The sequence below is a fragment of the Enterobacter sp. WI-ESBL-E8 genome (assembly GCF_053364895.1).
In genome coordinates, this window is sequence record NZ_JBRWXJ010000001.1 from 1,161,996 (window position 1) to 1,185,113 (window position 23,118).

23 protein-coding genes are annotated in these 23,118 nt (G+C 57.9%); 8 read left to right on the top strand and 15 right to left on the bottom strand.

The annotated features are described in order from the left end of the window. The first annotated feature begins 52 nt into the window (after window positions 1-52). Entirely contained in the window at window positions 53-1,705 is a 1,653-nt protein-coding gene (gene ushA, locus ACWHWP_RS05510; protein WP_047347241.1) for a bifunctional UDP-sugar hydrolase/5'-nucleotidase UshA, read from the top strand. A gap of 90 nt (window positions 1,706-1,795) precedes the next feature. On the opposite strand, the gene ybaK is transcribed toward ushA, so the two are convergent. The 3 genes from ybaK to copA form a co-directional block, all read right to left on the bottom strand. Further along, a complete protein-coding gene (gene ybaK, locus ACWHWP_RS05515; protein ID WP_023310615.1) occupies window positions 1,796-2,275 on the bottom strand; it encodes a Cys-tRNA(Pro)/Cys-tRNA(Cys) deacylase YbaK in 480 nt (159 codons plus the stop codon). Window positions 2,276-2,474: 199 nt separating this feature from the next. Beyond that, a complete protein-coding gene (locus ACWHWP_RS05520) occupies window positions 2,475-3,269 on the bottom strand; it encodes a TraB/GumN family protein (RefSeq protein WP_063429289.1) in 795 nt (264 codons plus the stop codon). A gap of 50 nt (window positions 3,270-3,319) precedes the next feature. Further along, entirely contained in the window at window positions 3,320-5,818 is a 2,499-nt protein-coding gene (gene copA / locus ACWHWP_RS05525; RefSeq protein ID WP_447855192.1) for a copper-exporting P-type ATPase CopA, read from the bottom strand. A 108-nt stretch (window positions 5,819-5,926) separates the two neighbouring features. On the opposite strand from copA, the gene cueR reads away from it, so the two are divergent. Continuing rightward, window positions 5,927-6,337 (top strand): Cu(I)-responsive transcriptional regulator, encoded by a 411-nt coding sequence (gene cueR, locus ACWHWP_RS05530; protein WP_063429293.1) that lies wholly within the window; start codon window positions 5,927-5,929, stop codon window positions 6,335-6,337. Here cueR and ACWHWP_RS05535 read toward each other — a convergent pair. Genes ACWHWP_RS05535 through ACWHWP_RS05545 form a run of 3 tightly spaced genes read right to left on the bottom strand, consistent with a single transcriptional unit; the run spans window position 6,334 to window position 8,593 of the window. Further along, the gene (locus ACWHWP_RS05535; protein ID WP_063429295.1) at window positions 6,334-6,786 is read right to left on the bottom strand and encodes an NfeD family protein; all 453 of its coding nucleotides are present in this window, start codon (window positions 6,784-6,786) and stop codon (window positions 6,334-6,336) included. The two genes, cueR and ACWHWP_RS05535, sit on opposite strands and share 4 nt — an antisense overlap. Then, entirely contained in the window at window positions 6,783-7,697 is a 915-nt protein-coding gene (locus ACWHWP_RS05540) for an SPFH domain-containing protein (protein ID WP_047347235.1), read from the bottom strand. The genes ACWHWP_RS05535 and ACWHWP_RS05540 overlap by 4 nt, the downstream gene beginning before the upstream one ends. A 44-nt stretch (window positions 7,698-7,741) precedes the next feature. Then, a complete protein-coding gene (locus ACWHWP_RS05545) occupies window positions 7,742-8,593 on the bottom strand; it encodes a hypothetical protein (RefSeq protein ID WP_063429297.1) in 852 nt (283 codons plus the stop codon). Between the two features lie 143 nt (window positions 8,594-8,736). Here ACWHWP_RS05545 and fetA point away from each other — a divergent pair, with 143 nt between their 5' ends. Together fetA and fetB are read left to right on the top strand one after the other, a co-directional pair. After that, the gene (fetA, locus tag ACWHWP_RS05550; protein ID WP_059311184.1) at window positions 8,737-9,408 is read left to right on the top strand and encodes an iron efflux ABC transporter ATP-binding subunit FetA; all 672 of its coding nucleotides are present in this window, start codon (window positions 8,737-8,739) and stop codon (window positions 9,406-9,408) included. Beyond that, window positions 9,401-10,183 carry an iron efflux ABC transporter permease subunit FetB gene (fetB, locus tag ACWHWP_RS05555; RefSeq protein WP_039265869.1) on the top strand — a complete coding sequence of 261 codons (783 nt, stop codon included), beginning with the start codon at window positions 9,401-9,403 and terminating at the stop codon, window positions 10,181-10,183. The genes fetA and fetB overlap by 8 nt, the downstream gene beginning before the upstream one ends. A gap of 51 nt (window positions 10,184-10,234) precedes the next feature. On the opposite strand, the gene ACWHWP_RS05560 is transcribed toward fetB, so the two are convergent. Genes ACWHWP_RS05560 through tesA form a run of 3 tightly spaced genes read right to left on the bottom strand, consistent with a single transcriptional unit; the run spans window position 10,235 to window position 12,570 of the window. Then, window positions 10,235-11,089 (bottom strand): co-chaperone YbbN, encoded by an 855-nt coding sequence (locus tag ACWHWP_RS05560; RefSeq protein WP_063429299.1) that lies wholly within the window; start codon window positions 11,087-11,089, stop codon window positions 10,235-10,237. A 58-nt stretch (window positions 11,090-11,147) separates the two neighbouring features. Beyond that, window positions 11,148-11,918, bottom strand: a complete 771-nt coding sequence (locus tag ACWHWP_RS05565) for an SDR family oxidoreductase (RefSeq protein ID WP_447855193.1) — start codon at window positions 11,916-11,918, stop codon at window positions 11,148-11,150. A 28-nt stretch (window positions 11,919-11,946) separates the two neighbouring features. Continuing rightward, the gene (gene tesA, locus ACWHWP_RS05570; protein ID WP_059311217.1) at window positions 11,947-12,570 is read right to left on the bottom strand and encodes a multifunctional acyl-CoA thioesterase I/protease I/lysophospholipase L1; all 624 of its coding nucleotides are present in this window, start codon (window positions 12,568-12,570) and stop codon (window positions 11,947-11,949) included. On the opposite strand from tesA, the gene ybbA reads away from it, so the two are divergent. From ybbA to ACWHWP_RS05585, 3 genes are all read left to right on the top strand, one after another. Beyond that, on the top strand, window positions 12,541-13,227 hold the full coding sequence (ybbA, locus tag ACWHWP_RS05575) for a putative ABC transporter ATP-binding protein YbbA (RefSeq protein WP_023617272.1): 687 nt from the start codon (window positions 12,541-12,543) through the stop codon (window positions 13,225-13,227). The genes tesA and ybbA overlap by 30 nt on opposite strands. Further along, on the top strand, window positions 13,224-15,638 hold the full coding sequence (gene ybbP, locus ACWHWP_RS05580; RefSeq protein ID WP_447855194.1) for a putative ABC transporter permease subunit YbbP: 2,415 nt from the start codon (window positions 13,224-13,226) through the stop codon (window positions 15,636-15,638). Before ybbA ends, ybbP begins: the two co-directional genes overlap by 4 nt. 183 nt (window positions 15,639-15,821) lie before the next feature. Further along, the gene (locus ACWHWP_RS05585) at window positions 15,822-16,967 is read left to right on the top strand and encodes a porin (RefSeq protein ID WP_059311180.1); all 1,146 of its coding nucleotides are present in this window, start codon (window positions 15,822-15,824) and stop codon (window positions 16,965-16,967) included. Window positions 16,968-17,060: 93 nt separating this feature from the next. On the opposite strand, the gene mnmH is transcribed toward ACWHWP_RS05585, so the two are convergent. The 6 genes from mnmH to ppiB form a co-directional block, all read right to left on the bottom strand. Further along, the gene (gene mnmH, locus ACWHWP_RS05590; protein WP_447855195.1) at window positions 17,061-18,131 is read right to left on the bottom strand and encodes a tRNA 2-selenouridine(34) synthase MnmH; all 1,071 of its coding nucleotides are present in this window, start codon (window positions 18,129-18,131) and stop codon (window positions 17,061-17,063) included. Between the two features lie 85 nt (window positions 18,132-18,216). Then, window positions 18,217-19,284 (bottom strand): 5-(carboxyamino)imidazole ribonucleotide synthase, encoded by a 1,068-nt coding sequence (gene purK / locus ACWHWP_RS05595; RefSeq protein WP_447855196.1) that lies wholly within the window; start codon window positions 19,282-19,284, stop codon window positions 18,217-18,219. After that, window positions 19,281-19,790 carry a 5-(carboxyamino)imidazole ribonucleotide mutase gene (purE, locus tag ACWHWP_RS05600; protein ID WP_059312331.1) on the bottom strand — a complete coding sequence of 170 codons (510 nt, stop codon included), beginning with the start codon at window positions 19,788-19,790 and terminating at the stop codon, window positions 19,281-19,283. The genes purK and purE overlap by 4 nt, the downstream gene beginning before the upstream one ends. A gap of 171 nt (window positions 19,791-19,961) precedes the next feature. Continuing rightward, a complete protein-coding gene (locus ACWHWP_RS05605; protein ID WP_447855197.1) occupies window positions 19,962-20,171 on the bottom strand; it encodes a YdgH/BhsA/McbA-like domain containing protein in 210 nt (69 codons plus the stop codon). Between the two features lie 138 nt (window positions 20,172-20,309). Continuing rightward, window positions 20,310-21,032 (bottom strand): UDP-2,3-diacylglucosamine diphosphatase, encoded by a 723-nt coding sequence (gene lpxH / locus ACWHWP_RS05610; RefSeq protein WP_447855198.1) that lies wholly within the window; start codon window positions 21,030-21,032, stop codon window positions 20,310-20,312. 3 nt (window positions 21,033-21,035) lie between these two features. Further along, window positions 21,036-21,530 (bottom strand): peptidylprolyl isomerase B, encoded by a 495-nt coding sequence (ppiB, locus tag ACWHWP_RS05615; protein WP_010428247.1) that lies wholly within the window; start codon window positions 21,528-21,530, stop codon window positions 21,036-21,038. Window positions 21,531-21,704: 174 nt separating this feature from the next. Here ppiB and cysS point away from each other — a divergent pair, with 174 nt between their 5' ends. Then, a complete protein-coding gene (gene cysS, locus ACWHWP_RS05620; protein ID WP_447855200.1) occupies window positions 21,705-23,090 on the top strand; it encodes a cysteine--tRNA ligase in 1,386 nt (461 codons plus the stop codon). Window positions 23,091-23,118 lie beyond the last annotated feature (28 nt).

The window sequence follows — 23,118 nt, forward strand, 5'->3', positions numbered from 1 at the left end:
CTTGTTAGTCACTGTAATTTTTGCCTTTGTCTATTGGTCAGGGAGAGAGATGATGAAGTTAATGAAGCGGGGCGTCGCGCTGGCGCTCATCGCCGCATGGGGCCTGGTAAGCCTGCCCGCGCAGGCGTATGAAAAAGACAAAACCTATAAAATCACCATTCTGCATACTAACGATCACCACGGTCACTTCTGGCGCAGTGAATACGGCGAATATGGCCTGTCTGCTCAAAAAACGCTGGTGGATAGCATTCGCAAAGAGGTGGCAGCCCAGGGCGGCAGCGTGCTGTTGCTGTCGGGCGGCGATATCAATACCGGCGTGCCGGAATCCGACCTACAGGACGCCGAACCCGATTTTCGCGGTATGAACCTGATTGGCTACGACGCGATGGCCGTCGGTAACCATGAGTTTGACAACCCGCTGAGCGTGCTGCGTCAGCAGGAGAAGTGGTCAAAATTCCCGTTCCTCTCCGCCAATATTTACCAGAAAAGCACCGGCGAGCGCTTGTTTAAACCGTGGGCGCTGTTTAAGCGTCAGGATCTGAAAATCGCGGTCATTGGCTTAACCACCGACGATACGGCGAAAATTGGCAACCCCGAGTTCTTTACCGATATCGAATTCCGCAAACCGGCAGACGAAGCGAAGCTGGTGATTCAGGAGCTGCAGCAAAACGAAAAGCCGGACGTGATAATTGCCACCACGCACATGGGGCATTACGACAACGGCGAGCACGGCTCTAACGCGCCCGGCGACGTGGAGATGGCGCGCAGCCTGCCTGCGGGCTCGCTGGCGATGATTGTGGGTGGTCACTCACAAGACCCGGTGTGTATGGCCTCGGAGAACAAAAAGCAGGTGGACTACGTGCCGGGCACGCCGTGCGCGCCAGACCGTCAGAACGGTATCTGGATTGTCCAGGCGCACGAGTGGGGAAAATACGTGGGCCGCGCGGACTTCGAGTTCCGTAACGGCGAGATGAAGCTGGTCCATTACCAGCTCATTCCGGTCAACCTGAAGAAGAAGGTTACGTACCCTGACGGGAAAAGTGAGCGCGTACTTTACACGCCAGAGATTCCAGAAAACCAGCAGATGCTCTCTCTGCTGACGCCGTTCCAGAACAAAGGCAAGGCGCAGCTGGACGTGAAAATCGGCACGCTGAACGGTCGTCTGGAAGGGGACCGCAGTAAGGTTCGCTTCGTGCAGACCAACATGGGCCACCTGGTGCTGGCGGCGCAAATGGCGCGCACCGGCGCTGACTTCGGCGTGATGAGCGGCGGCGGCATTCGTGACTCTATCGAAGGCGGAAATATCACCTACAAAGACGTCCTGAAGGTGCAGCCGTTCGGTAACCTGGTGGTCTATGCCGACATGAGCGGGAAAGAGGTCATTGACTATCTGACTGCCGTGGCCCAGATGAAGCCGGATTCCGGGGCTTACCCGCAGTTTGCCAACGTTAGCTTTGTGGCGAAAGACGGCAAGCTAAACGATCTTAAGATCAAAGGCGAACCGGTCGACCCTGCCAAAACCTACCGTCTGGCGACCTTAAGTTTTAACGCCACCGGCGGTGACGGCTATCCGCATATTGATAATAAACCGGGCTATGTGAATACCGGCTTTATTGATGCGGAAGTCCTGAAGCAGTTCATCGAGCAGAATTCGCCGATTGACGTGAATGCGTATGAGCCGAAAGGTGAGGTGAGCTGGCAGTAGTGCGGTTGTTTTGCCGGGTGGCGGCTACGCCTTACCCGGCCTACATTCGAATCGTAGGCCCGGTAAGCGCAGCGCCACCGGGCAATTTTCTCAATCCCGGCGCGCAATATCCGCAAACTTCGCGTCCAGCATTTTCGCCAGATCGCCCGCGGCCAGTTCAATATCCAGCCCGCGTTTGCCGCCGGATATAAAGATGGTTTCGAACTCCTGTGAAGGGGCATCAATCAGCGTCGGCAGGCGTTTTTTCTGTCCGAGCGGGCTGATCCCGCCCACCAGGTAGCCCGTGGTGCGTTGCGCAACCATCGGATCGGCCATATCCACCTTCTTCGCCCCCAGGGCTTTAGCGACTTTTTTCAGATCCAGCTGGCCCGCCACCGGGGTGACCGCGACGGCGAGGTGTTTCATGTCGCCATTCACCGCAACCAGCAGCGTTTTATAAACCTGGTCCGCGTTCAGGCCCAGCTTGCGCACCACTTCATCACCAAAGTTGGTTTCATTCGGATCGTGATCGTAAGTGTGGATCCGGAAAGAAATGTTGTTTTTTTCGAGTAATTTAACGGCGGGAGTCATAGCTATCCTTCTTACGACAGACAAATCATGCCAACAGCATACGCCTGACGTTTGTCTAAAAAATAGCACCATCTTGCGCAATAGTATTGGCAGTGATGGTCACTTTGAGCGACAATCGGCTCAACCGAAGGTCTCCTTCGGCATAATAAAAACGATGAAATTCCTCTTTGACGGGCCAATAGAAATATTGGCCATTTTTTTATTTCAGCAGCGACGGCAAATTCCCTTCTCCGTACAAATGTAACGCCCCAACCGCCACCACGTAATGCCCCGCAGGCAGAGCATGAAGTGTTTCCCGCCAGGCTTTGTTGCGCGCGTTCATCAGCACATCATATAACGATTCGCTGAACGTCGACGGTAAGGCCAGCTTTCCGTCCGCAGGCGGCGCATCCAGCCACCAGCCTATCATGGTCTGCAGCAGGCGCGCGTTGGTGTGCCAGTGGGTCAGCGTATCGTCCAGCAGCATAAGGCCGTCGTCGGGAAGCTGCCGCAGGAGCGCAATCTGGCTGTCCGTCCCTTCCAGCTCGATGATGGGCAGACGGCGCGCCCTTGCTACGTTCAGCAGCTGGTAATCAATGCCGTAATCACCACGCAGGCCCAGACGTTGCGCCTGCGTGGCCTGCAGCACCATCGCAATTTGCCAGAGCGGCAGGGTGTCAATCATGGAGAGCGAGACGCCCGTTTCATCGGCGACGCGGGTCAGTTCCGCAAGCTGGGTTTCATCCAGACGTTCGGCCAGCGAGCGATCGCTTTCTAGTCCGGCAAACGGCGACTCGTGGCCCGAAATGTCTGCCTCAACGACCAGCGCATCGGCGCGTTTCAGCAGTTTAACCAGCGCGGGCGGCAGGGGAGACATATCCTGCGTGCCCATATGGATACTGCCCACCAGGTGCAGGTGCTGCCCGCCGGGGAGGGAGATATCCAGGCCCGGCCAGGCGTAACGGCGAGGAAAGAGGGCGCGAAACGATGTTTTTATACGATTAAACAGACCCATACGCGCTCCATGAATGGAAAGGTTCATGCTAGCGCGTACGAGTACAAGGTTCAATCTTTCGGTTTAAAGCGCAGCAGCCGGTTGGCGTTGCTCACCACGGTGATGGAGGAGAGCGCCATCGCCGCACCCGCGACCACCGGGTTAAGCAGCGTGCCGGTCAGCGGCCACAAAATGCCGGCAGCAATCGGGATACCGAGCGAGTTATAGATAAATGCCCCCAGCAGGTTCTGCTTCATGTTGCGCAACGTGGCTTTCGAAATGGCCAGCGCGTCGGCAACGCCCATCAGGCTGTGGCGCATCAGCGTAATGGCGGCGGTTTCAATAGCCACGTCGCTCCCGCCACCCATAGCGATCCCCACGTCCGCCTGGGCCAGCGCCGGGGCATCGTTGATGCCGTCGCCGACCATCGCCACCTGACGACCCTGACTTTGCAGTTTCTTAATGGCGTCCGCTTTACCGTCCGGCAGCACGCCCGCAATGACCTCATCAATTCCTGCTTCTTTCGCGATGGCGTTGGCAGTGGTCGGGTTATCCCCGGTGAGCATCACCAGGCGATAGCCCGCGCGGTGCAGACGCGCCAGGGCATCCACGCTGTCCTGGCGCAGCGGATCGCGAACGGCCAGCAGCGCGGCGGCTTTGCCATCTACCGCAAGGAGAACCGGCGTGGCGCCCTGCGACGCCTGCGCTTTTAGCTCGCTCTCCAGCGTGGAGGTATCAATACCGTTTTCATTAAGCAATGCCTGGTTGCCCAGCAGCAGCGCGTGGCCTTCTGCCTCACCGCTGACGCCGAGCCCGCGCAGGGTACGGAAGCTGCTGACCTGCGGCAGGGCGGCATCATTTACTTTATCAAGGATGGCGCGCGCCAGCGGATGGCTTGAGCCTTGCTCCAGCGCGGCGGCAAGCCGCAGCGCGTCCGCTTCGGCAATGCCTGCGGTCGCAACGGCCACCACCTGCGGTTTGCCTTCGGTCAGCGTGCCGGTTTTATCAAACACCAGCGTGTCGAGCGTGCTGGCCCGCTGCAGCGCGTCCGCGTCCCGCACCAGCACGCCAAACTCGGCGGCGCGGCCTACGCCGGAGATAATCGACATCGGCGTCGCCAGGCCAAGGGCGCACGGACAGGCGATGATCAGCACCGTGGTGGCGATCACCAGGGTATAAACAATCTGCGGGGCAGGGCCGAAAACGTACCAGATCGCCGCGCTCAGCAGGGCAATGGCGACCACCACCGGCACAAAAATGGCGGAAATTCTGTCAGCGAGCTGGCCAATTTCCGGCTTGCTGCTCTGCGCCTGGCGCACCATGCGAATAATACGCGACAGCGTAGTGTGGCTGCCGACGGCGCTGGCGGTGAACAGCACGCTACCGTCCTGTACCACCGTCCCGGCATGAACGGCGTCGCCGTCTGATTTCTGCTGGGGGATAGGCTCGCCGGTCAGCATCGCTTCATCCAGCCAGGCCTCGCCCTGCGTTATCTTACCGTCAACAGGAACGCGATCGCCCGTGGTCAGGCGCAGCGTCATGCCGGGCTGAACCTCAGCCAGCGGAACGCTCTTTTCCCCTGCGTCCGTGACCACGCGCGCGGTTGGCGGGGTTAAATCGAGCAATCTTTCCAGCGCTTTCGAGGAGCGCTGGCGGGCGCGGGCTTCCAGCATATGGCCTAAGTTGATCAGGCCGATAATCATCGCGCTCGCTTCATAATAGAGATGCCGCGCTTCCATCGGGAACCACTGGGGCCAGACGTTCACGCTCATGGAGTACAGCCATGCCGCCCCCGTGCCGAGGGCGACCAGCGTATCCATCGTCGCGGTGCGGTTTTTCAGGCTCTTCCAGGCGCTGGTATAGAAATGGCCGCCCGCGAAGATCATCACGCCCAGGGTAATGACGCCAATCACCAGCCACAGCGTGCGGTTGTCGTCGGTGACCATCATGTTGTCGCCGATCATCCCCCACACCATCACCGGAATACCCACCAGCAGGGCGACAATCGCCTGCCAGCGGAAGCGCTTCATGGTTGCGATAGCCGTTTCCTGCTGGCGCTCGCGGCGTTCGGCGTCATCTTCGATGGCCTCCGCTCCGTAGCCCGCTTTTTCAACGGCCTGCACTAAATCTGCTGTGGAGGCGCTGCCCATCACCAGCGCAGTGCGCTCCGCGAGGTTGACCCGTGCCTGCGCGACGCCCGGTACCGCCTGCAAGGCGTTTTGTACCCGGGAGACGCAGCTGGCGCAGCTCATGCCGTTGATCAGCAGCTGTTGGCTGTCATCAATATCATCAGCTGCCGGAAGCTCAGGAGTGGCCGCTGTCAGCGCTTCCGACGGGGATGATGACTCTGCCAGCGGTTTAGCCTTTGGGTGGCTTAGCTCCGCCCCGTAGCCGGCCTGCTTGATGGTATCAATCAGCGCATCCGCGCTGGCGCTGCCGATGACGGCGGCACGATCGATACTGACTTCAGCGCTTTCAACATCAGGGCGCTGTTCCAGACTTTCTTTAACGCGTTTGACACAGTGGCCGCAGGAGAGGCCGTCCAGCGTCAGGTCAATAGTGTGAGACATAACAAAACTCCCGTATAATATTTTGGTCAGTTGTTGACCGGAGTAACGCTTTTCACTAACTGTTATGAAGGTTAAACCTTCCATCAAGGGGAAGGTCAAGGGGGAAATGTGAATATTAGCGATGTGGCAAAAAAAACCGGTTTAACCAGCAAAGCGATTCGCTTTTATGAAGAGAAGGGGCTGGTGACGCCGCCGCTGCGCAGTGAAAACGGCTACCGCAGCTACACGCAGCTGCATCTGGATGAACTGACGCTGCTGCGCCAGGCAAGACAGGTCGGTTTTAATCTGGAAGAGTGCGGCGAGCTGGTTAACCTGTTCAACGATCCGAAGCGTCACAGCGCAGACGTGAAAAAACGCACCCTGGAAAAAGTAGCCGAGATTGAACGCCATATCACCGAGCTGCAGGCGATGCGCAAACAGCTGCTACAGCTCGCGGAATCCTGTCCGGGGGATGACAGCGCCGACTGCCCGATTATCGATAATCTTGCCGGCTGCTGTCATCGTAAGGCTTCTGCTTAGCAGGCTTTAACCCGCAGGGTAATGCCTTCCACCGCAATGACCTCAACCCGCGTTCCGGCGCTGAGGTCGTCGTCGGCGACCACCGGCCAAGAGCTGTCGCCCACGCGCATATGTCCCCGTCCGTTTACCAGCGCGGCGTCGAGCGTAAACCGCTGGCCGACAATCTGCTGTCCGCGCTGGTTGAGATGCGCGTCCACCGGCTTCTGCTCGCTAACCCGTCGGTTAAGCCAGCGCCACCACAGCCACGCGGCCACCAGCGTCAGCACGGCAAACAACGCGCCCTGCCACGCCCAGTCAAGCGGCAAAATCCACACGAGCAGCCCGGTAATGACCGCGGCGACACCGCTCCAGAGCAGGTAGCCATTGCCGCCCAGCATCTCAGCGGCCAGCAGTAAACCCCCGAGGCTTAGCCAGAAAGCGTGAGGATGTGCGACGATGAGCTCAATCATTTTTTACGCTCGTTTCCGCTGTCTTTGATAAGCTCGGCAATACCGGCGATAGAGCCCATCAGGCTGCTGGCCTCCAGCGGCATCATCACCACTTTGCTGTTGTTCGCGGAGCCGATCTCTTTCAGCGCGTCGGTATATTTTTGCGCGACAAAGTAGTTCACGGCCTGGATATCACCGGCGGCAATCGCCTCAGACACCATCTGGGTGGCGCGGGCTTCCGCCTCGGCTGAACGTTCACGCGCTTCCGCCTGCAAAAACGCGGACTGACGATCGCCTTCCGCTTTCAGGATCTGCGACTGTTTTTCCCCTTCCGCTTTGAGGATCTCAGCCTGACGTACCCCTTCGGCTTCCAGAATATAGGCGCGCTTGGTTCGCTCGGCCTTCATCTGCGCGTTCATGGAGGCAATCAGCTCCGCCGGTGGGCGCACGTCGCGGATCTCAATACGGGTGACTTTGATCCCCCACGGGTTCGTTGCCTCATCGACAATATGCAGCAGGCGGGTATTGATGCTGTCGCGCTGGGAAAGCATCTCGTCCAGCTCCATCGAGCCCAGCACGGTACGGATGTTGGTCATCGTCAGGTTAACGATCGCCAGCTCCAGGTTGCTGACCTCATAGGCCGCTTTCGGCGCGTCAATCACCTGAATAAAGCAGACGGCGTCAATGGTGACGTTGGCGTTATCCTTCGATATCACTTCCTGAGAAGGAATATCCAGCACCTGTTCCATCATGTTGATCTTACGGCCGATTCTGTCCATGAACGGAACAATAAGGCTTAGGCCAGGCTGGAGCGTATTGGTATAGCGGCCGAAACGCTCGACGGTCCACTGATAGCCCTGTGGGACAATTTTGACGCCTGCGCCCACGATAACCAGCGCAACGAAAATAAGGACGGGAATAACGATAAGCATAAAAACCTCCTGTTTTGCATGCTGTGACGAGTGAAAGTGTGTGTTTATTGCTCGTAAGTATAGGTAAAGTCAGAGATGAATCCATCACCCGCCTTCGCGATGGCTTTGGATAATCCCTGGTAGTAATTCTCCAGTCCCAGCGCTTCGATATGCTGGATCTGTTCGCGAATGGGGGCGCAGAACAGCACGGCATTCCCCGCCTCAACGCGCTTGTTGTTAGGTGGAAGGTCGCCCGCGATGGCTTTGAACCACGTCCTGATACCCTGCTTTAAGCTGTGCGGCGCTTTTGCCAGGTTATCCATTCCCGTCAGGACCTGCAGGGTGGGGAACTCATCGGCCATCACGGCGGTTTTCATGCGCGCAAAGAACTGGCTGAACAGCTCAAACGATCCCAGATCGGTAACGCGTGGCTTGGTGGTTTTACCGTTTTTATTGCCGATTTTACCTGCCGCAGACGCCGTGGCCGGTACCGCGTTCACTTTTTCCAGCTCCAGCCCAAATAGCAAATTGCAATGCGCGCGGCGGGCTTTCAGCGGGTAGGACATCAGAACGTCAATGAATTGGGTCGCTTTCACATCCGCAAGGTCGTGGTTGATAAGCCACTGGGTGCGAGAAAATTCAGCCGGGGAGACGAACCAGTCGGGCACCTCGTTAAAACGCTTTGATTTTCCTTTGCCGTCAAATTCAAGGAAGTGTGTCCCGTTGTCGAAGGCGAAATAGCAATTTTTGAAACTGCCGATCGTGGTGTTCACGATGAGCGCCTTCTTAACAAAATCGACCACCTCTGCACCAATGACAAAACGCGTGAGTTCCGAAGATTTGATGACTTCCATTAATGTTTCGACATCAGGAACACCAGGCTTCAGGGAAGGGAACTCATAAAAGATGTGTGCCATGCTGCATACTTCCTGTAGTGATGGTGGTGACAAATGACAAACAAAAAGTTTAACACTTGCTTTAGCGTGAGGCTATTCGCTCTGTGCGCACGAAAGGATTATGCTACAGGCGGTTATGACAAAAAGCGGTTAACGGAAGCGCAATGAACGATAAAAAAAACTTAATACATCTCAGGGATGTCGGATTTCGTGTCGGGGAAAACACCATCCTTCAGCACGTCGAGTTTTGCCTGTCGCCGGGCGAGTTTAAATTAATAACGGGCCCTTCAGGCTGCGGTAAAAGCACGCTGCTCAAGATTGTAGCCTCCTTGCTCAGCCCCACAGAGGGCACCATTCTGTTTGAAGGCCAGGATATTGCGTCACTTTCACCGGAAAGCTATCGCCAGCAGGTTTCCTATTGTGTGCAAACCCCCGCGCTTTTTGGCGATACGGTTTATGACAACCTGATATTTCCGTGGCAAATCCGTCAAAAAACGCCGGAGCCGGAAAAATTCACCCGCGATCTGACTCGCTTTGGCCTTTCGGAGGAGACGTTAACCAAATCCATTAATGCGCTGTCGGGCGGAGAAAAGCAGCGCGTCTCGCTGATCCGCAACCTGCAGTTTTTACCCAAGGTGTTGCTGCTGGATGAAATTACCAGCGCGCTCGATGACGCCAACAAACGCAACGTTAACGAGATTATTCATCGTTACGTCCGCGAGCAGAATATTGCCGTGCTGTGGGTGACGCACGACGCCAGCGAAATAACCCATGCGGATGACGTGATTACGCTTCAGCCGCACGGCGGAAAAATGCAGGAGGCAAACCGTGGGTGAGCATAATATTACCAACGAATCCCTGGCGTTTTCGATGGTGCTGGTGCTGATTGCGATTGTGGTCAGCTACCGGGAAAAGCTGGGGCTGGAAAAAGATATTGTGTGGAGTATCTGCCGCGCGGTGATTCAGCTCATCATCGTCGGCTATGTGCTGAAGTACATTTTCAACGTCAACCACGCGGTCCTGACGCTGCTGATGGTGCTCTTTATCTGCTTTAACGCGGCGTGGAATGCGCAAAAGCGCAGTAAATACATTGATAAGGCGTTTATCTCATCGTTTATCGCGATTACCACCGGGACGGCGCTCACGCTGGCGGTGCTGGTACTCTCCGGCTCAATTGAGTTTACGCCGATGCAGGTTATCCCTATTTCGGGGATGATTGCGGGGAACGCCATGGTGGCCGTTGGGCTCTGTTATAACAACCTTGGCCAGCGTTTCAGCAGCGAACAGCAGCAGCTGCAGGAGAAACTAAGCCTGGGGGCCACGCCAAAAGTAGCCTCGGCGCGGCTGATTCGTGAAAGCATTCGTTCATCGCTGATCCCGACGGTAGATTCCGCCAAAACGGTTGGGCTGGTAAGCCTGCCGGGCATGATGTCGGGGCTGATTTTTGCGGGTATCGATCCGGTAAAAGCGATTAAGTATCAGATTATGGTGACGTTTATGCTGCTTTCCACGGCAAGTCTGTCAACCATCATTGCCTGCTACCTGACCTACCGGAAGTTCTACAACGCGCGCCACCAGCTGGTGGTGACGCAGTTGAAAAAGACGGGGTGACATCGGCTTTTCCAGGCCCGGTAAGCGTTAGCGCCACCGGGCATTTTTTTGTTAGTAGAGCAACGCGTACAGCTGACGACGATACTTCGACGCCAGCGCGTCGCCGGTGCCCAGCGCGGCGAGGATCTCCTGGAACATCTTGCGCGCCTGGCCGTCTGCGGCAGCGAGGTCCTTTTGCAGATGGCTGAACAGCAGCTCCAGCGCCTCTTCGTTGCGGCCCACCTGGTGCAGCTGCAGCGCCAGCTGGCTTGCCAGCGCGGCGTCGGCCGGGTTATCGGCAACCTGCTGCTGCAGCTGCTGAATCTCCGGGGTGTCCGCGGCCTGCTTCAGCAGCTCAATCTGCGCCACCAGCCCCTGATAGCGGGTGTCCTGATCCTGCAGCGGAACGGTTTTGAGTACGGCTTCCGCATCTTCTGAACGGTGCAGGGCGATCTGCGTTTCCGCCAGCAGCAGGCCAATCTGGCTGTTCTGATTCGACAGCTGCCACGCCTCTTTGAGCAGCGGCAGCGCCTCGTCATATTTGCCTTCCTGCATCAGCGCCATGCCTTCCTGCGCTTTCAGCTCCTCTTCGCGCGGCAGCACTTTGTCCAGCAGGGCACGGATTGCCTCTTCCGGCTGCGGCCCCTGGAAGCCATCAACGGGCTGGCCGTTCTGGAACAGATAGACCGTTGGGATGGCGCGCAGGCCAAACTGAGACGCGACCATCGGCTCTGCGTCACAGTCCAGCTTGGCGAGAATGAACTGACCGTTGTACTGGGCGACAAGGCTTTCCAGTACCGGCGTCAGCTGCAGGCAGTGTTGGCTGCGTTCAGACCAGAAGTAGAACAGCACCGGTTTGGTCATCGACTGTTCAAGGGTCTGTTGCAGGTTTGCTTCAGTAATATTGACGATATTCTGTACGGACATGCGGCTTTCTCTTTTGTCGGTTTGTTCTTTACATGGGGATGCGCGACGTCGCTTCAACTCAACCGTGTAAAATTTTGTCCATTATCCGGCCCGGCAGGAGGCGTTTTAACCAGCCTACGGCGTGGGTGACCAGCGTGACCGGATAGCGAATTTTAGGATATTCACTCTCAAAAGCATGGCGGACTTTGGCAACAACCGCTTCGGGCCCGAGGGTAAATCGTGCGGCAATGCCGGGGTTCTCGACCGGTTTATCCGCCTGCGTCTGGTTCACGTTATCGGTAAAGCGGGTGCGGATCGGGCCGGGTTCAATCAGGCTAACCTTAATGCCGCTGTGGCGCAGCTCCATGCGCAGGGCGTCGGACCAGGCCTCCAGCGCATATTTGCTGGCGGCGTAGGCGCCGCGTCCTGGGGTGGATATCAGCCCCATCACCGACGATGTCATCACGATGCGCCCTTCACCGTGCGGCAGCATCGCGGGGAGCAGACGCATGGTGAGCTGATGTACGCCGAAGAAATTGGTCGAAAACTGCTTCTCCAGCGTTTCGCGGGAGAGCGTATCCAGCGGGCCATACACGCCGTAACCGGCATTGTTAAAGAGCCCGTACAGACGATTGTCGGTCAGCGCGATAACCTCATCGGCGGCGCGCTCAACGCTCTCCGGCGAGTCCATATCCAGCAGCACGCCGGTAAAGCCCAGTCCGTTCATGCGTTCGACATCGTCGGGTTTGCGGCAGGCCGCCAGAACCCGAAATCCCTGGCGCTTTAGTTCAAGCGCGCTTTCAAGGCCGATTCCACTGGAACATCCTGTAATTAAGACCGATTTTTGCATAACTTTACCTGTCAGGATCTCCGCTTAATCAGGAGTCATGGTTAACTAAAGGAGCCAGCCGCGTTGCCATCCAGTCGGCAATAAACGGCTGAGCATCGCGATTGGGGTGGATCCCGTCGTCTTGCATCCACTGGGGTTTGAGATAGACCTCTTCCATGAAAAATGGCAGCAGCGGAATATCAAACTCTTTGGCAAGCTTAGGGTAGATCGCGCTAAAGGCTTCATTATACCGACGACCGTAGTTGGCGGGCAGGCGAATTTGCATCAGCAGCGGCTGGGCGTTTGCCGCCCTGATGTCCTGCAAAATGGTGCGCAGCGTTTGCTCCGTTTGCTGAGGCTGAAAACCACGCAGGCCATCATTACCGCCAAGCTCAACCAGCACCCAGCGCGGCTGATGCTGTTTGAGCAGCGCAGGCAGGCGCGATAAACCCTGCTGAGAGGTATCGCCGCTGATGCTGGCGTTGATAACCGACGTCTTGCTCTGCCATTTGTCATTGAGCAGGGCGGGCCAGGCCGCGCTGGCCGCCATGCGGTAGCCTGCGCTCAGGCTGTCGCCAAGAACCAGTAACGTGTCCGCTGCCGCCGCGCGGAAGGTCATCAGAATCAAAAACAGGAAGGGCAAATGCCAGCGGAAAACAGTGTTGAAGTTCATCATCTTAAGAAGTCCGTCGGTCAGGGGGAACACGAGCTTTCCATCCTTACTGGAGTTGAACTCGTTGTCAAACGCGCTGAAACCATCGCGCTGATTGGCGAATCCGGTTCCGGTAAGTCCACGCTGCTGGCGATTTTGGCCGGTCTGGACGACGGCAGCAGCGGCGAAGTCCATCTTGTCGGGCAACCGCTGCATCAGCTTGATGAAGAGGCACGGGCCGCGCTGCGCGCGCGTCACGTTGGTTTTGTTTTTCAATCTTTTATGCTGATCCCGACCCTGAACGCGCTGGAAAACGTCGAACTCCCGGCGCTTCTGCGCGGGGAAAATAGCCGTGAAAGCCGCGCTCACGCGAAGGCGCTGCTGGAACAGCTCGGCCTCGGTAAACGTCTCGACCATCTTCCCGCGCAGCTTTCTGGCGGTGAGCAGCAGCGCGTGGCGCTGGCGAGGGCGTTTAACGGTCGCCCGGAAGTGCTGTTTGCCGATGAGCCCACCGGTAACCTTGACCGTAAAACCGGCGACAGGATTGCCGATCTGCTGTTTTCGCTCAACCGCGAGCACGGTACCACGCTGATCCTCGTGACCCACGATCCGCAGCTCGCCGCCCGCTGCGACCGTCGCCTGCGGCTGGTTAACGGTATTCTTCAGGAGGAGGCATGATTACCCGCTGGTTCTGGCGCGAGTGGCGCTCGCCCTCGCTGCTGATTGTCTGGCTGGCGTTAAGCCTGGCGGTGGCCTGCGTGCTGGCGCTCGGCAGCGTCAGCGACCGGATGGAAAAAGGGCTCAGCCAGCAGAGCCGGGAGTTTATGGCGGGAGACCGGGCGCTGCAAAGCTCGCGCGCCGTTCCGCCGGGCTGGATTGACGAGGCGCGCACGCTGGGGCTGAAGGTGGGAGAACAGATTACCTTCCAGACGATGACCTTCGCGGGCGACACGCCGCAGCTGGCGAGCGTCAAAGCCGTTGATGGTATCTACCCGATGTACGGCGAACTACAGACCAGCCCGCCCGGGCTGAAGCCAGAGCCCGGCACGGTGCTGCTGGCCCCGCGGCTGATGGCGCTCCTGAATCTGAAAACCGGCGACAGTATCGACGTGGGTGATGCCACGCTGAAAATCGCCGGGGAAGTGGTGCAGGAGCCCGACTCCGGCTTTAATCCCTTCCAGCTTGCGCCACGCCTGCTGATGAACACCGCGGATGTCGCGGCAACCCATGCGGTACAGCCGGGCAGCCGCGTCACCTGGCGCTATAAGTTTGGCGGTACGCCAGCCCAGCTTGATGCGTATGAAAAATGGCTTCTGCCGCAGCTAAAGCCGGAGCACCGCTGGTACGGGCTGGAGCAGGACGAGGGGGCGCTCGGCAAATCACTTGAACGTTCTCAGCAGTTCCTGCTGCTGTCGGCATTGTTAACCCTGCTGCTGGCGGTGGCGGCGGTGGCCGTGGCGATGGGGCACTACTGCCGCAGCCGCTACGACCTGGTGGCGATCCTCAAAACCCTGGGGGCGGGCAGGGCGCAGCTGCGCAAGCTGATTGTCGGCCAGTGGCTGATGCTGCTGATGCTGTCCGCGCTGACCGGCGGGATAATGGGGCTGCTGTTTGAAAAGCTGCTGATGGTGATGCTGAAACCGGTGCTCCCGGCCGCATTGCCGCCGGCCAGCTTCTGGCCGTGGCTGTGGGCGATGGGCGCGATGACGGTAATCTCGGTGCTGGTGGGGCTACGGCCCTACCGTCTGCTGCTCGCCACCCAGCCGCTGCGAGTGCTCCGCAACGATGTGGTGGCTAACGTCTGGCCGCTGAAGTTCTACCTTCCGGTAATTATTGCGGTGGCGGTGGGGCTGCTGGCCTGGCTGATGGGGGGCAGCACGCTGCTGTGGGCGGTACTGGCCGGAGCGGTTGTGCTGGCGCTGCTGTGCGGCGTGCTGGGCTGGATACTGCTCAACGTCCTGAAGAGGCTGACGGTAAAATCCCTGCCCGTGCGCCTGGCGGTCAACCGTCTGCTGCACCAGCCCTGGTCTACGCTGAGCCAGCTTTCGGCCTTTTCGCTGTCGTTTATGCTGCTGGCCCTGCTGCTGGTGCTGCGCGGCGATCTGCTCGACCGCTGGCAGCAGCAGCTGCCGCCGGAAAGCCCGAACTATTTCCTGATCAATATCGCCCCTGAGCAGGTCACGCCGCTGAAGGGCTTCCTGTCCGAGCATCATATTATCCCTGAGTCGTTCTATCCCATCGTTCGCGCGCGTCTGACGCAGATCAACGGCCAGCCAACGGAGGGGAGCAAGGACGAGTCGCTTAACCGCGAGCTGAACCTGACCTGGCAGGAGAAACGCCCGGATCACAACCCGATTACTGCCGGCACCTGGCCGCCGAAAGCGGGAGAGGTGTCGATGGAAGAGGGGCTGGCGACGCGTCTGAACGTAAAGCTGGGAGATAGCGTCACCTTTACCGGCGATACCCAGGAGTTTACCGCGAAGGTCACCAGCCTGCGTAAAGTGGACTGGGAAAGCCTGCGGCCGAACTTCTTCTTTATCTTCCCGCCGGGCGCGCTGGACGGGCAGCCGCAGAGCTGGCTGACCAGCTTCCGCTGGGAGAACGGTAACGGCATGCTGACCCAGCTGAACCGGGAATTCCCGACGGTCAGCCTGCTGGATATCGGCGCGATCCTGAAGCAGGTGGGGCAGGTGCTCGAGCAGGTGAGCCGCGCGCTGGAGGTGATGGTGGTGCTGGTGACAATCTGCGGCGTGCTGTTGCTGCTGGCCCAGGTGCAGGTGGGCATGCGCCAGCGCCATCAGGAACTGGTGGTCTACCGCACGCTGGGGGCCGGTAAGCGGCTGCTGCGGATGACGCTCTGGAGCGAGTTTGCGCTGCTGGGGCTGGTGGCCGGTCTGGTGGCGGCCATTGGCGCAGAGACGGCGCTGGCGGTGTTGCAGACGAAAGTGTTCGACTTCCCGTGGGAGCCTGACTGGCGCCTTTGGTTGATCCTGCCTCTGTGCGGCGCGGTGCTGCTTTCCCTTTGCGGAGGCTGGCTCGGCACGCGGCTGTTAAAGGGCAAAGCCCTGTTCCGTCAGTTTGCGAGTTGATTTAGCACGGTGATAATTGCGCGCCGGGTTTTAATGCCGGTGCGCAGTGTTTAAATAGCACAAAGTGATAATACCCACTCATTTAGTAGCACAAAACATTAAAAACCCGACCACACAGCCCGATTATTTCCAGTTAATATTCACCCGCTAAATATTTAGCAGCGTGTCTATTAAGGAAAAATAATGACTATAAAAAAATCAGCGCTGGCGGCAACGATCGGCGCGGCAGTGGCATTGACTACCTTCGCTTCTCAGGCGGAAATCACCGTTCTTAAACAGGATCCTCAGGCGGGTAACCCGCTGAGCCGCCTGAACTTCACCGTTGGCGGCAGTATCCGTCCTCAGTTCCAGAACATGACCGGCGACGACGGTAAAAACAGCTACAAGCGTAACGGCTTCGACGGCGGCACCCGTTTCCGTTTCGCAGCAGATTACTACCTGTTTGATGACATCAGCTGGATCAGCTACTACGAGCTGGGTGTGAACATTCCCGCGCAGTTTAACTGGGATCACCACTACGCCGAAGGTGCGCACGACACCACGCGTCGTATGCTCTACACCGGTCTGAAGAGCGACACCTGGGGTACGCTGACCTTCGGTCAACAGAACAGCGTTTACTATGACGTGGTTGGCGTGAAAACCGATATCTGGGACTATGACATGATTGGTCAGGCACCGGGTAACGGGATCAACGGCGACTACGACGGTTCTTATCGTTCACGCCAGATGCTGAAATATAAGAAAACCGTGGGCGATGCCGATATCTATGCATCCTACCTGTTTGAAGACAGCGAATACCTGCCGGGCAACGGCCTGCGCTACAAGCGTAAAGGCGGCGGTTCACTGGGTCTGGATTACCACCTGACCACCGATTTGACCTGGGGCGCCGCGTGGAACTACACCCGTGCGGATATGCGTAACCCGGACAACGGCGACAGCAAATCCTACGACCAGAACATCCTCGGTACCGCGCTGAGCTGGACGCCGGATAACTGGACCTTCTCCGCAGGCGGCGGCTGGTATCAGAACTTCCTGACCACCAAAAAAGTGTCGGTTAACGACTACTTTGCGGGTGATGCGTGGGGTATTGAATACTTCGCGGGTTACAAATTCCCGGTCGGGCAGTACGCGGTTAAATCCATCCAGCCTTACTTCATGGGCGACCGCATTGAGTACGTGAACGGCCGTAACTACCAGCGCATCGACAACGGCGTGGGTATCAGCTTCCAGCTGGACTACGGTTTCCGCGTGGATTACGAGCACGTGTTCACCTCCAGCACCGACAACCTGGGTGACATGAACCTGGTGCGTCTGCGTTACGACTTCTAACCCTCACCCTAACCCTCTCCCTGAAAGGGAGAGGGAACAGACGGATAGAACACGTAGGCCGGGTAAGGCGTAGCCGCCACCCGGCTTTATTTTTCAGCGATCAAGCCACTCCGCAACTTCTCCATACGTCCCGCGATACACAATCTTCTCCGCTTTCTTCTCCAGCTGATAGCCGTACATCGGGTCGTAATAGTCCTTCAGCAGCGGCGCAAGCCAGCTGAAGTGCGCGTCCGTGCTGCCAGAGCGTTGCTGTTCCAGCAGCGCGGAATCTAATAGCGCGGTGAATTCAGCATACCGCTGCAGCCCAAGACGGCGGCGAATGGCGAACAGGCCGTGGTGCAGGTACTCGCTGTATTCTCTCCAGCCCGCTTCCTCGCCGTATGCGGCAGAAAAGTCCGCCCACATATGGTCGAAATACTCTTCGCGCAGGCGCTCAAGACGAATGTCAAACGGGTCCTCCACCACGACGATAGGGGCTTCAACCATGCGGTCGCGCAGGCATTCCGGCAGGTGGTTGGAGCCAATCATCCGGCCTTCATCTTCGAGCACCCAGCGCTCGGCATCTTTTTTCAGCAGCTCAACGGCAAGGTGATTTTCAAAGCTTGCCTGGGAAAGCTGCGGCGTGAGGGTGCGACCAAACGAGGAACCGCGATGGTGCGCCAGCCCTTCCAGATCGATTCCCTGCGCGTGCTGCTTCACCAGCAGCGTTTTACCGTTTCCGGTACAGCCGCCGATGAGCACCATCGGTTTTTGCGACTGCTCGATGGTTGCCTGAATCGCCGCCTGACGCAGGGCCTTATAGCCGCCGCGGATCAGCGGGTAATCGATACCCGCCTCTTTCAGCCAGGCCTGGGAGATATGCGAGCGCTGGCCGCCGCGCGCGCAGCAGAGAAAGCCCTCTGGACGGGCAAGGCAGGCTTCGCGCCAGGCGTTGATGCGCGCATCGCGCGTCTCACCCTTTACCAGACTATGGCCGAGCGCCAGCGCGGCCTCCGGGCCCTGGCGTTTATAGCAGGTGCCCACGGCGGCGCGTTCGTCGTCGTTCATCAGCGGCAGGTTAAGGGCGGCGGGCATCGCGCCCTGGGCAAATTCGATCGGCGCGCGAACGTCGATTAAAGGGGTATCGGACGCGAGGATCGCGCGATAGTCCGTTCCATCGTTCATGGGTATTCCAGAAAAAAGCTAAGCAGCAATGGGCGGGAATTGTACGCCGGGGAAAGAGGAGGTCAACTCCCCGGCGGAGGGCGCGCTATTTAAGCTTTGATTGTGCCCAGACGATACCGCTCGCATATTCAGGCGGCAGGAGAGGGATCATGGCTTCCAGCGTGGCGCTCAGGCGGTCCGTGTCGCTGTCGTTCAGGTTCAGGTGACCCACTTTACGACCCGCGCGAACCTCTTTGTCATACCAGTGCAGGTGCACCAGCGGCAGCTTCAGCCAGTCGTAGTACAGATCGGTGCCGATCAGGTTGATCATCACCGACGGGCTGTTGACCACCGGCTGCGGCAGCGGCAGGTCGGTGATGGCGCGCAGATGCAGTTCGAACTGGCTGATGGACGCACCGTTTTGCGTCCAGTGGCCGCTGTTGTGCACGCGCGGCGCAAGTTCGTTGATCAGCAGACCGGACGGGGTGATAAAGCACTCCATCGCCATGACGCCCACATAGCCGAGTTCGTGCATGATGGCAGAGAGCATATCTTCCGCCTGTGCCTGCTGGTCTGCGTTTGCGTGCGGGAAGGCCACGCTGGTGCGCAGGATACCGTCCTGATGCAGGTTATGCGTCAGAGGGTAAAACACCGTGCGGCCATCGTGCCCGCGCGCGCCAACCAGCGACACTTCACCGCTGAAGTTAATGCCCTGCTCAACGATGCACTCGCCGTAGCAGTCATCCGGCAGCTCGCCGGTGTCGTTCGCGCGCAGACGCCACTGGCCGCGGCCGTCGTAGCCACCCACGCGGCGTTTCACGATCGCCAGCTCGCCCAGCATCGCGAAGACGTCATTCCACTCGCTTTTATCGGACAGGAGCTGCCACGGCGCGGTCGCGAGGCCGAGCTTGTCGAACAGCTGCTTTTGCGTCAGGCGGTCAGCAATAATTGGGAACACATCGCGGTTAACAAAGGCGTTGTGACGCGCCAGCTCGCGTGTCAGGGCCGTCTCCGGCCAGCGTTCGATCTCGGCGGTAATCACGCTCTGGTGGAACGGCACGGCTTCAGGTTCAGCATCCAGCCCGACGGGCCAGACGGCAATACCCAGCGGTTCACCTGCCTGGCGCAGCATGCGGCCCAGCTGGCCGTTACCGAGGACGCAAACCTGCTTCATGCCGCACCCCGCGGGTCTGGATTGTCCAGCACTTCGTCGGTCTGGGCTTTACGCCATTCGGTCAGACGCTGGTGCAGGTCTTTATCGTGAGTCGCCAGGATTTGGGCTGCCAGCAGGGCGGCGTTTGCCGCACCCGCTTTACCAATCGCCAGCGTGCCGACGGGAATGCCGCGCGGCATCTGAACGATGGAATAGAGGCTATCAACACCGCTCAGTGCGGCGCTTTGTACCGGGACGCCGAGAACCGGCACCAGCGTTTTGGCGGCAATCATGCCTGGCAGATGTGCTGCGCCGCCCGCACCGGCAATAATCACCTCATAACCGTTCTCTTCGGCGCTTTCGGCGAAGCTGAACAGTTTGTCCGGTGTACGGTGTGCGGAGACCACTTCTACGTGATGCGGAACATTCAGGATTTCAAAGATTTCGGCGGCGAACTGCATGGTAGCCCAGTCGCTTTTGGACCCCATCACGATGGCGACACGCGCCGGATTATTGCGGGAAGACATGCGTCTTAAAACTCCTGTGGTGCGAAACACACTGCTTTCGAGGGCACAGAGAATAGCATGTTATACGGGCAAGGAAAACGGTTGCGCGGTTAAAAGGTGAGCCGTTGTTGCCATCCATTCATAACAAAACAGACCGCGTTCTGGCGGTCTGTTTTCGTTGTTCGGCAATCATTATTTAGTCAGTTCTGCGGTCATGTGCACGCGGTTGTTGAACTGTGCGCTGGTGATTTTGTAAGAGGCACCCTGTTCAGCGGCCTGTGCAGCAATTTTCGCTTCTGCACGGTCAAGGGTTGAGCCGGTTGCGCTGACGCTCTGCGCGAAAGCACCGAAAGAAGCCAGAGAAAGAGCGGTAACTCCAACGAAAGTTTTGATGGATTTCATGGTCGTATTCCTTAAGTAATTTATCTGGGATAGGGCGTGTTGCCCTGATGTGATAAATAATAGACCGACCATGGACTGATTAAAATCGAAACAATTTGCCGATATCGTTCAATTAAATTGAATGAATTTGCGCGAGGATTAAAACGGAAAAGCGATCAGCTTTACGCCCTCAGGCGTGACTTTGACCATCGATCCTTCGCTGTGCCAGGCACCCAATACCACGCGGTGTGCGGGCTTGCCGTTGGCGATAAGGGAATGCACGTCAGGACGATGGGTATGGCCGTGAATGAGCCACTGCACGCGGTGCTTTTCCATGACGTTGACAACTGCCTGCGGGTTAACGTCCATGATGGTGATGGATTTGCTGCTGTTGGCGGTTTTACTGCCCGCGCGCATTCTGGCGGCGATGCGGTTGCGGATGAACAGCGGCAGGGCCAGGAACAGCGTTTGGATCCACGGGGTGTGGACTTTGGTGCGAAACGCCAGGTAGCCGGTATCGTCGGTGCAGAGCGTATCGCCGTGCATGATCAGGATCTTTCGGCCGTAGAGGTCGAGCACCTGTTCTTCCGGCAGCAGCGTCATACCGCTTTCGCGGGCGTAGCGCTTGCCGAGCAGGAAATCGCGGTTGCCGTGAATGAAGTAGCAGGGGACGCCAGACTCAGCCAGCGCTTTTATGGCCGCAGCCATTTCACGGTGCAGCGGGTTAGGATCGTCGTCGCCGATCCAGGCTTCGAAGAGATCGCCCAGGATGTACAGCGCATCGGCGCTTTTCGCTTCACCGCGTAAAAAACGCAGAAAACCGGCGACGATCGCCGGTTCTTCTGTTTGCAGATGCAAATCTGCAATAAAGAGTGTCGCCACGAATTACTCGCTGACGGTCACGCTTGTAATCACAACGTCTTCTTTAGGAACGTCCTGGTGCATGCCGCTGCGGCCGGTAGAGACGGCTTTGATCTTGTCAACCACGTCCATACCTTCAACCACTTCTGCGAATACGCAGTAGCCCCAACCCTGCAGGCTTTCGCCGGAGAAGTTCAGGAAGTCGTTATCAGCCACGTTGATGAAGAACTGCGCGGTCGCAGAGTGAGGCGCCTGAGTACGGGCCATCGCCAGCGTGCCGCGGGTGTTTTTCAGGCCGTTGTTCGCTTCGTTTTTGATCGCTTCTTTGGTTTCTTTCTGGTTCATGCCAGGTTCAAAACCGCCGCCCTGGATCATAAAGCCGTTGATCACGCGGTGGAAGATGGTGTTGTTGTAGAAACCTTCGCGGCAGTAGTCCAGGAAGTTTTTAACTGTTTCAGGCGCTTTGTCATCAAAGGTTTTGATTACGATATCGCCATGATTAGTGTGGAAAGTAACCATTTTTGCATCCTGTTCCGTTATTGTGGTACGTCGACCCGCGTTCGGGTCATATATAGGGGCTTGTTATAGCATAACCACAGGATGCGATCACCTTGCATTGTGTGCTGCTTCGGGTTTGAATTACGGGTAGAATACCCGGTTTTCAACCACACACGTGTTTACATGGAATCTTCGATGTTAAAAATCTTTAATACAATGACGCGCCAAAAAGAGGAATTTAAACCTATCCATGCCGGGGAAGTCGGCATGTACGTGTGTGGTATTACGGTTTACGATCTCTGTCACATTGGCCATGGCCGTACCTTTGTCGCCTTCGACGTGGTTTCGCGCTACCTGCGTTTCCTGGGGTACAACCTGAAATACGTGCGTAACATCACCGACATCGACGATAAAATCATCAAGCGCGCTAATGAGAACGGCGAGAGCTTTGTTGCGCTGGTCGATCGTATGATCGTCGAGATGCACAAAGATTTCGACGCCCTGAATATTCTGCGTCCGGACAGCGAGCCGCGTGCCACCCACCATATTCACGAAATTATCGACATCACTGAAAAGCTGATCGAACGCGGTCACGCCTACGTGGCGGACAACGGTGACGTAATGTTCTCGGTGCCGACCGACCCCACCTACGGTTCGCTTTCCCGTCAGGACCTGGACCAGCTTCAGGCCGGCGCGCGCGTTGACGTGGTTGACGTGAAGCGCAACCCGATGGACTTCGTGCTGTGGAAAATGTCCAAAGAGGGCGAACCAAGCTGGCCATCCCCGTGGGGTGAAGGCCGCCCGGGCTGGCACATTGAGTGCTCCGCGATGAACTGCAAACAGCTGGGCAAACACTTCGACATCCACGGCGGCGGTTCAGATCTGATGTTCCCGCACCACGAAAATGAAATCGCGCAGTCCACCTGCGCCCACGGCGGCGAGTACGTTAACTACTGGATGCACTCCGGGATGGTGATGGTTGACCGCGAGAAGATGTCTAAATCGCTGGGCAACTTCTTCACCGTGCGTGACGTGCTGAAGTATTACGACGCGGAAACCGTGCGCTACTTCCTGATGTCCGGCCACTATCGCAGCCAGCTGAACTACAGCGAAGAGAACCTCAAGCAGGCGCGTTCGGCGCTGGAACGTCTGTACACCGCGCTGCGCGGAACCGACAGGTCTGTTCCTGCCGCTGGTGGCGAAGCGTTTGAAGCACGCTTTGTTGAGGTAATGAACGATGACTTCAACACCCCGGAAGCGTACTCCGTGCTGTTCGACATGGCGCGCGAAGTGAACCGCCTGAAGTCAGAGGATATGACAGCAGCAAATGCACTGGCGGCGCACCTGCGTAAACTCTCTTCCGTGCTTGGCCTGCTGGAGCAGGAGCCGGATGCGTTCCTGCAGAGCGGTGCGCAGGCGGACGACGGTGAAGTGGCGGAAATTGAAGCGTTGATCAAAGCGCGTCTGGAAGCGCGTCAGGCGAAAGACTGGGCGGCGGCAGATGCGGCGCGTAACCGTCTGACCGAGATGGGTATCATTCTGGAAGATGGCCCGCAGGGAACCACCTGGCGCCGTAAGTAAGTCTGGTGCGCGCTGATGCCCTCACCCC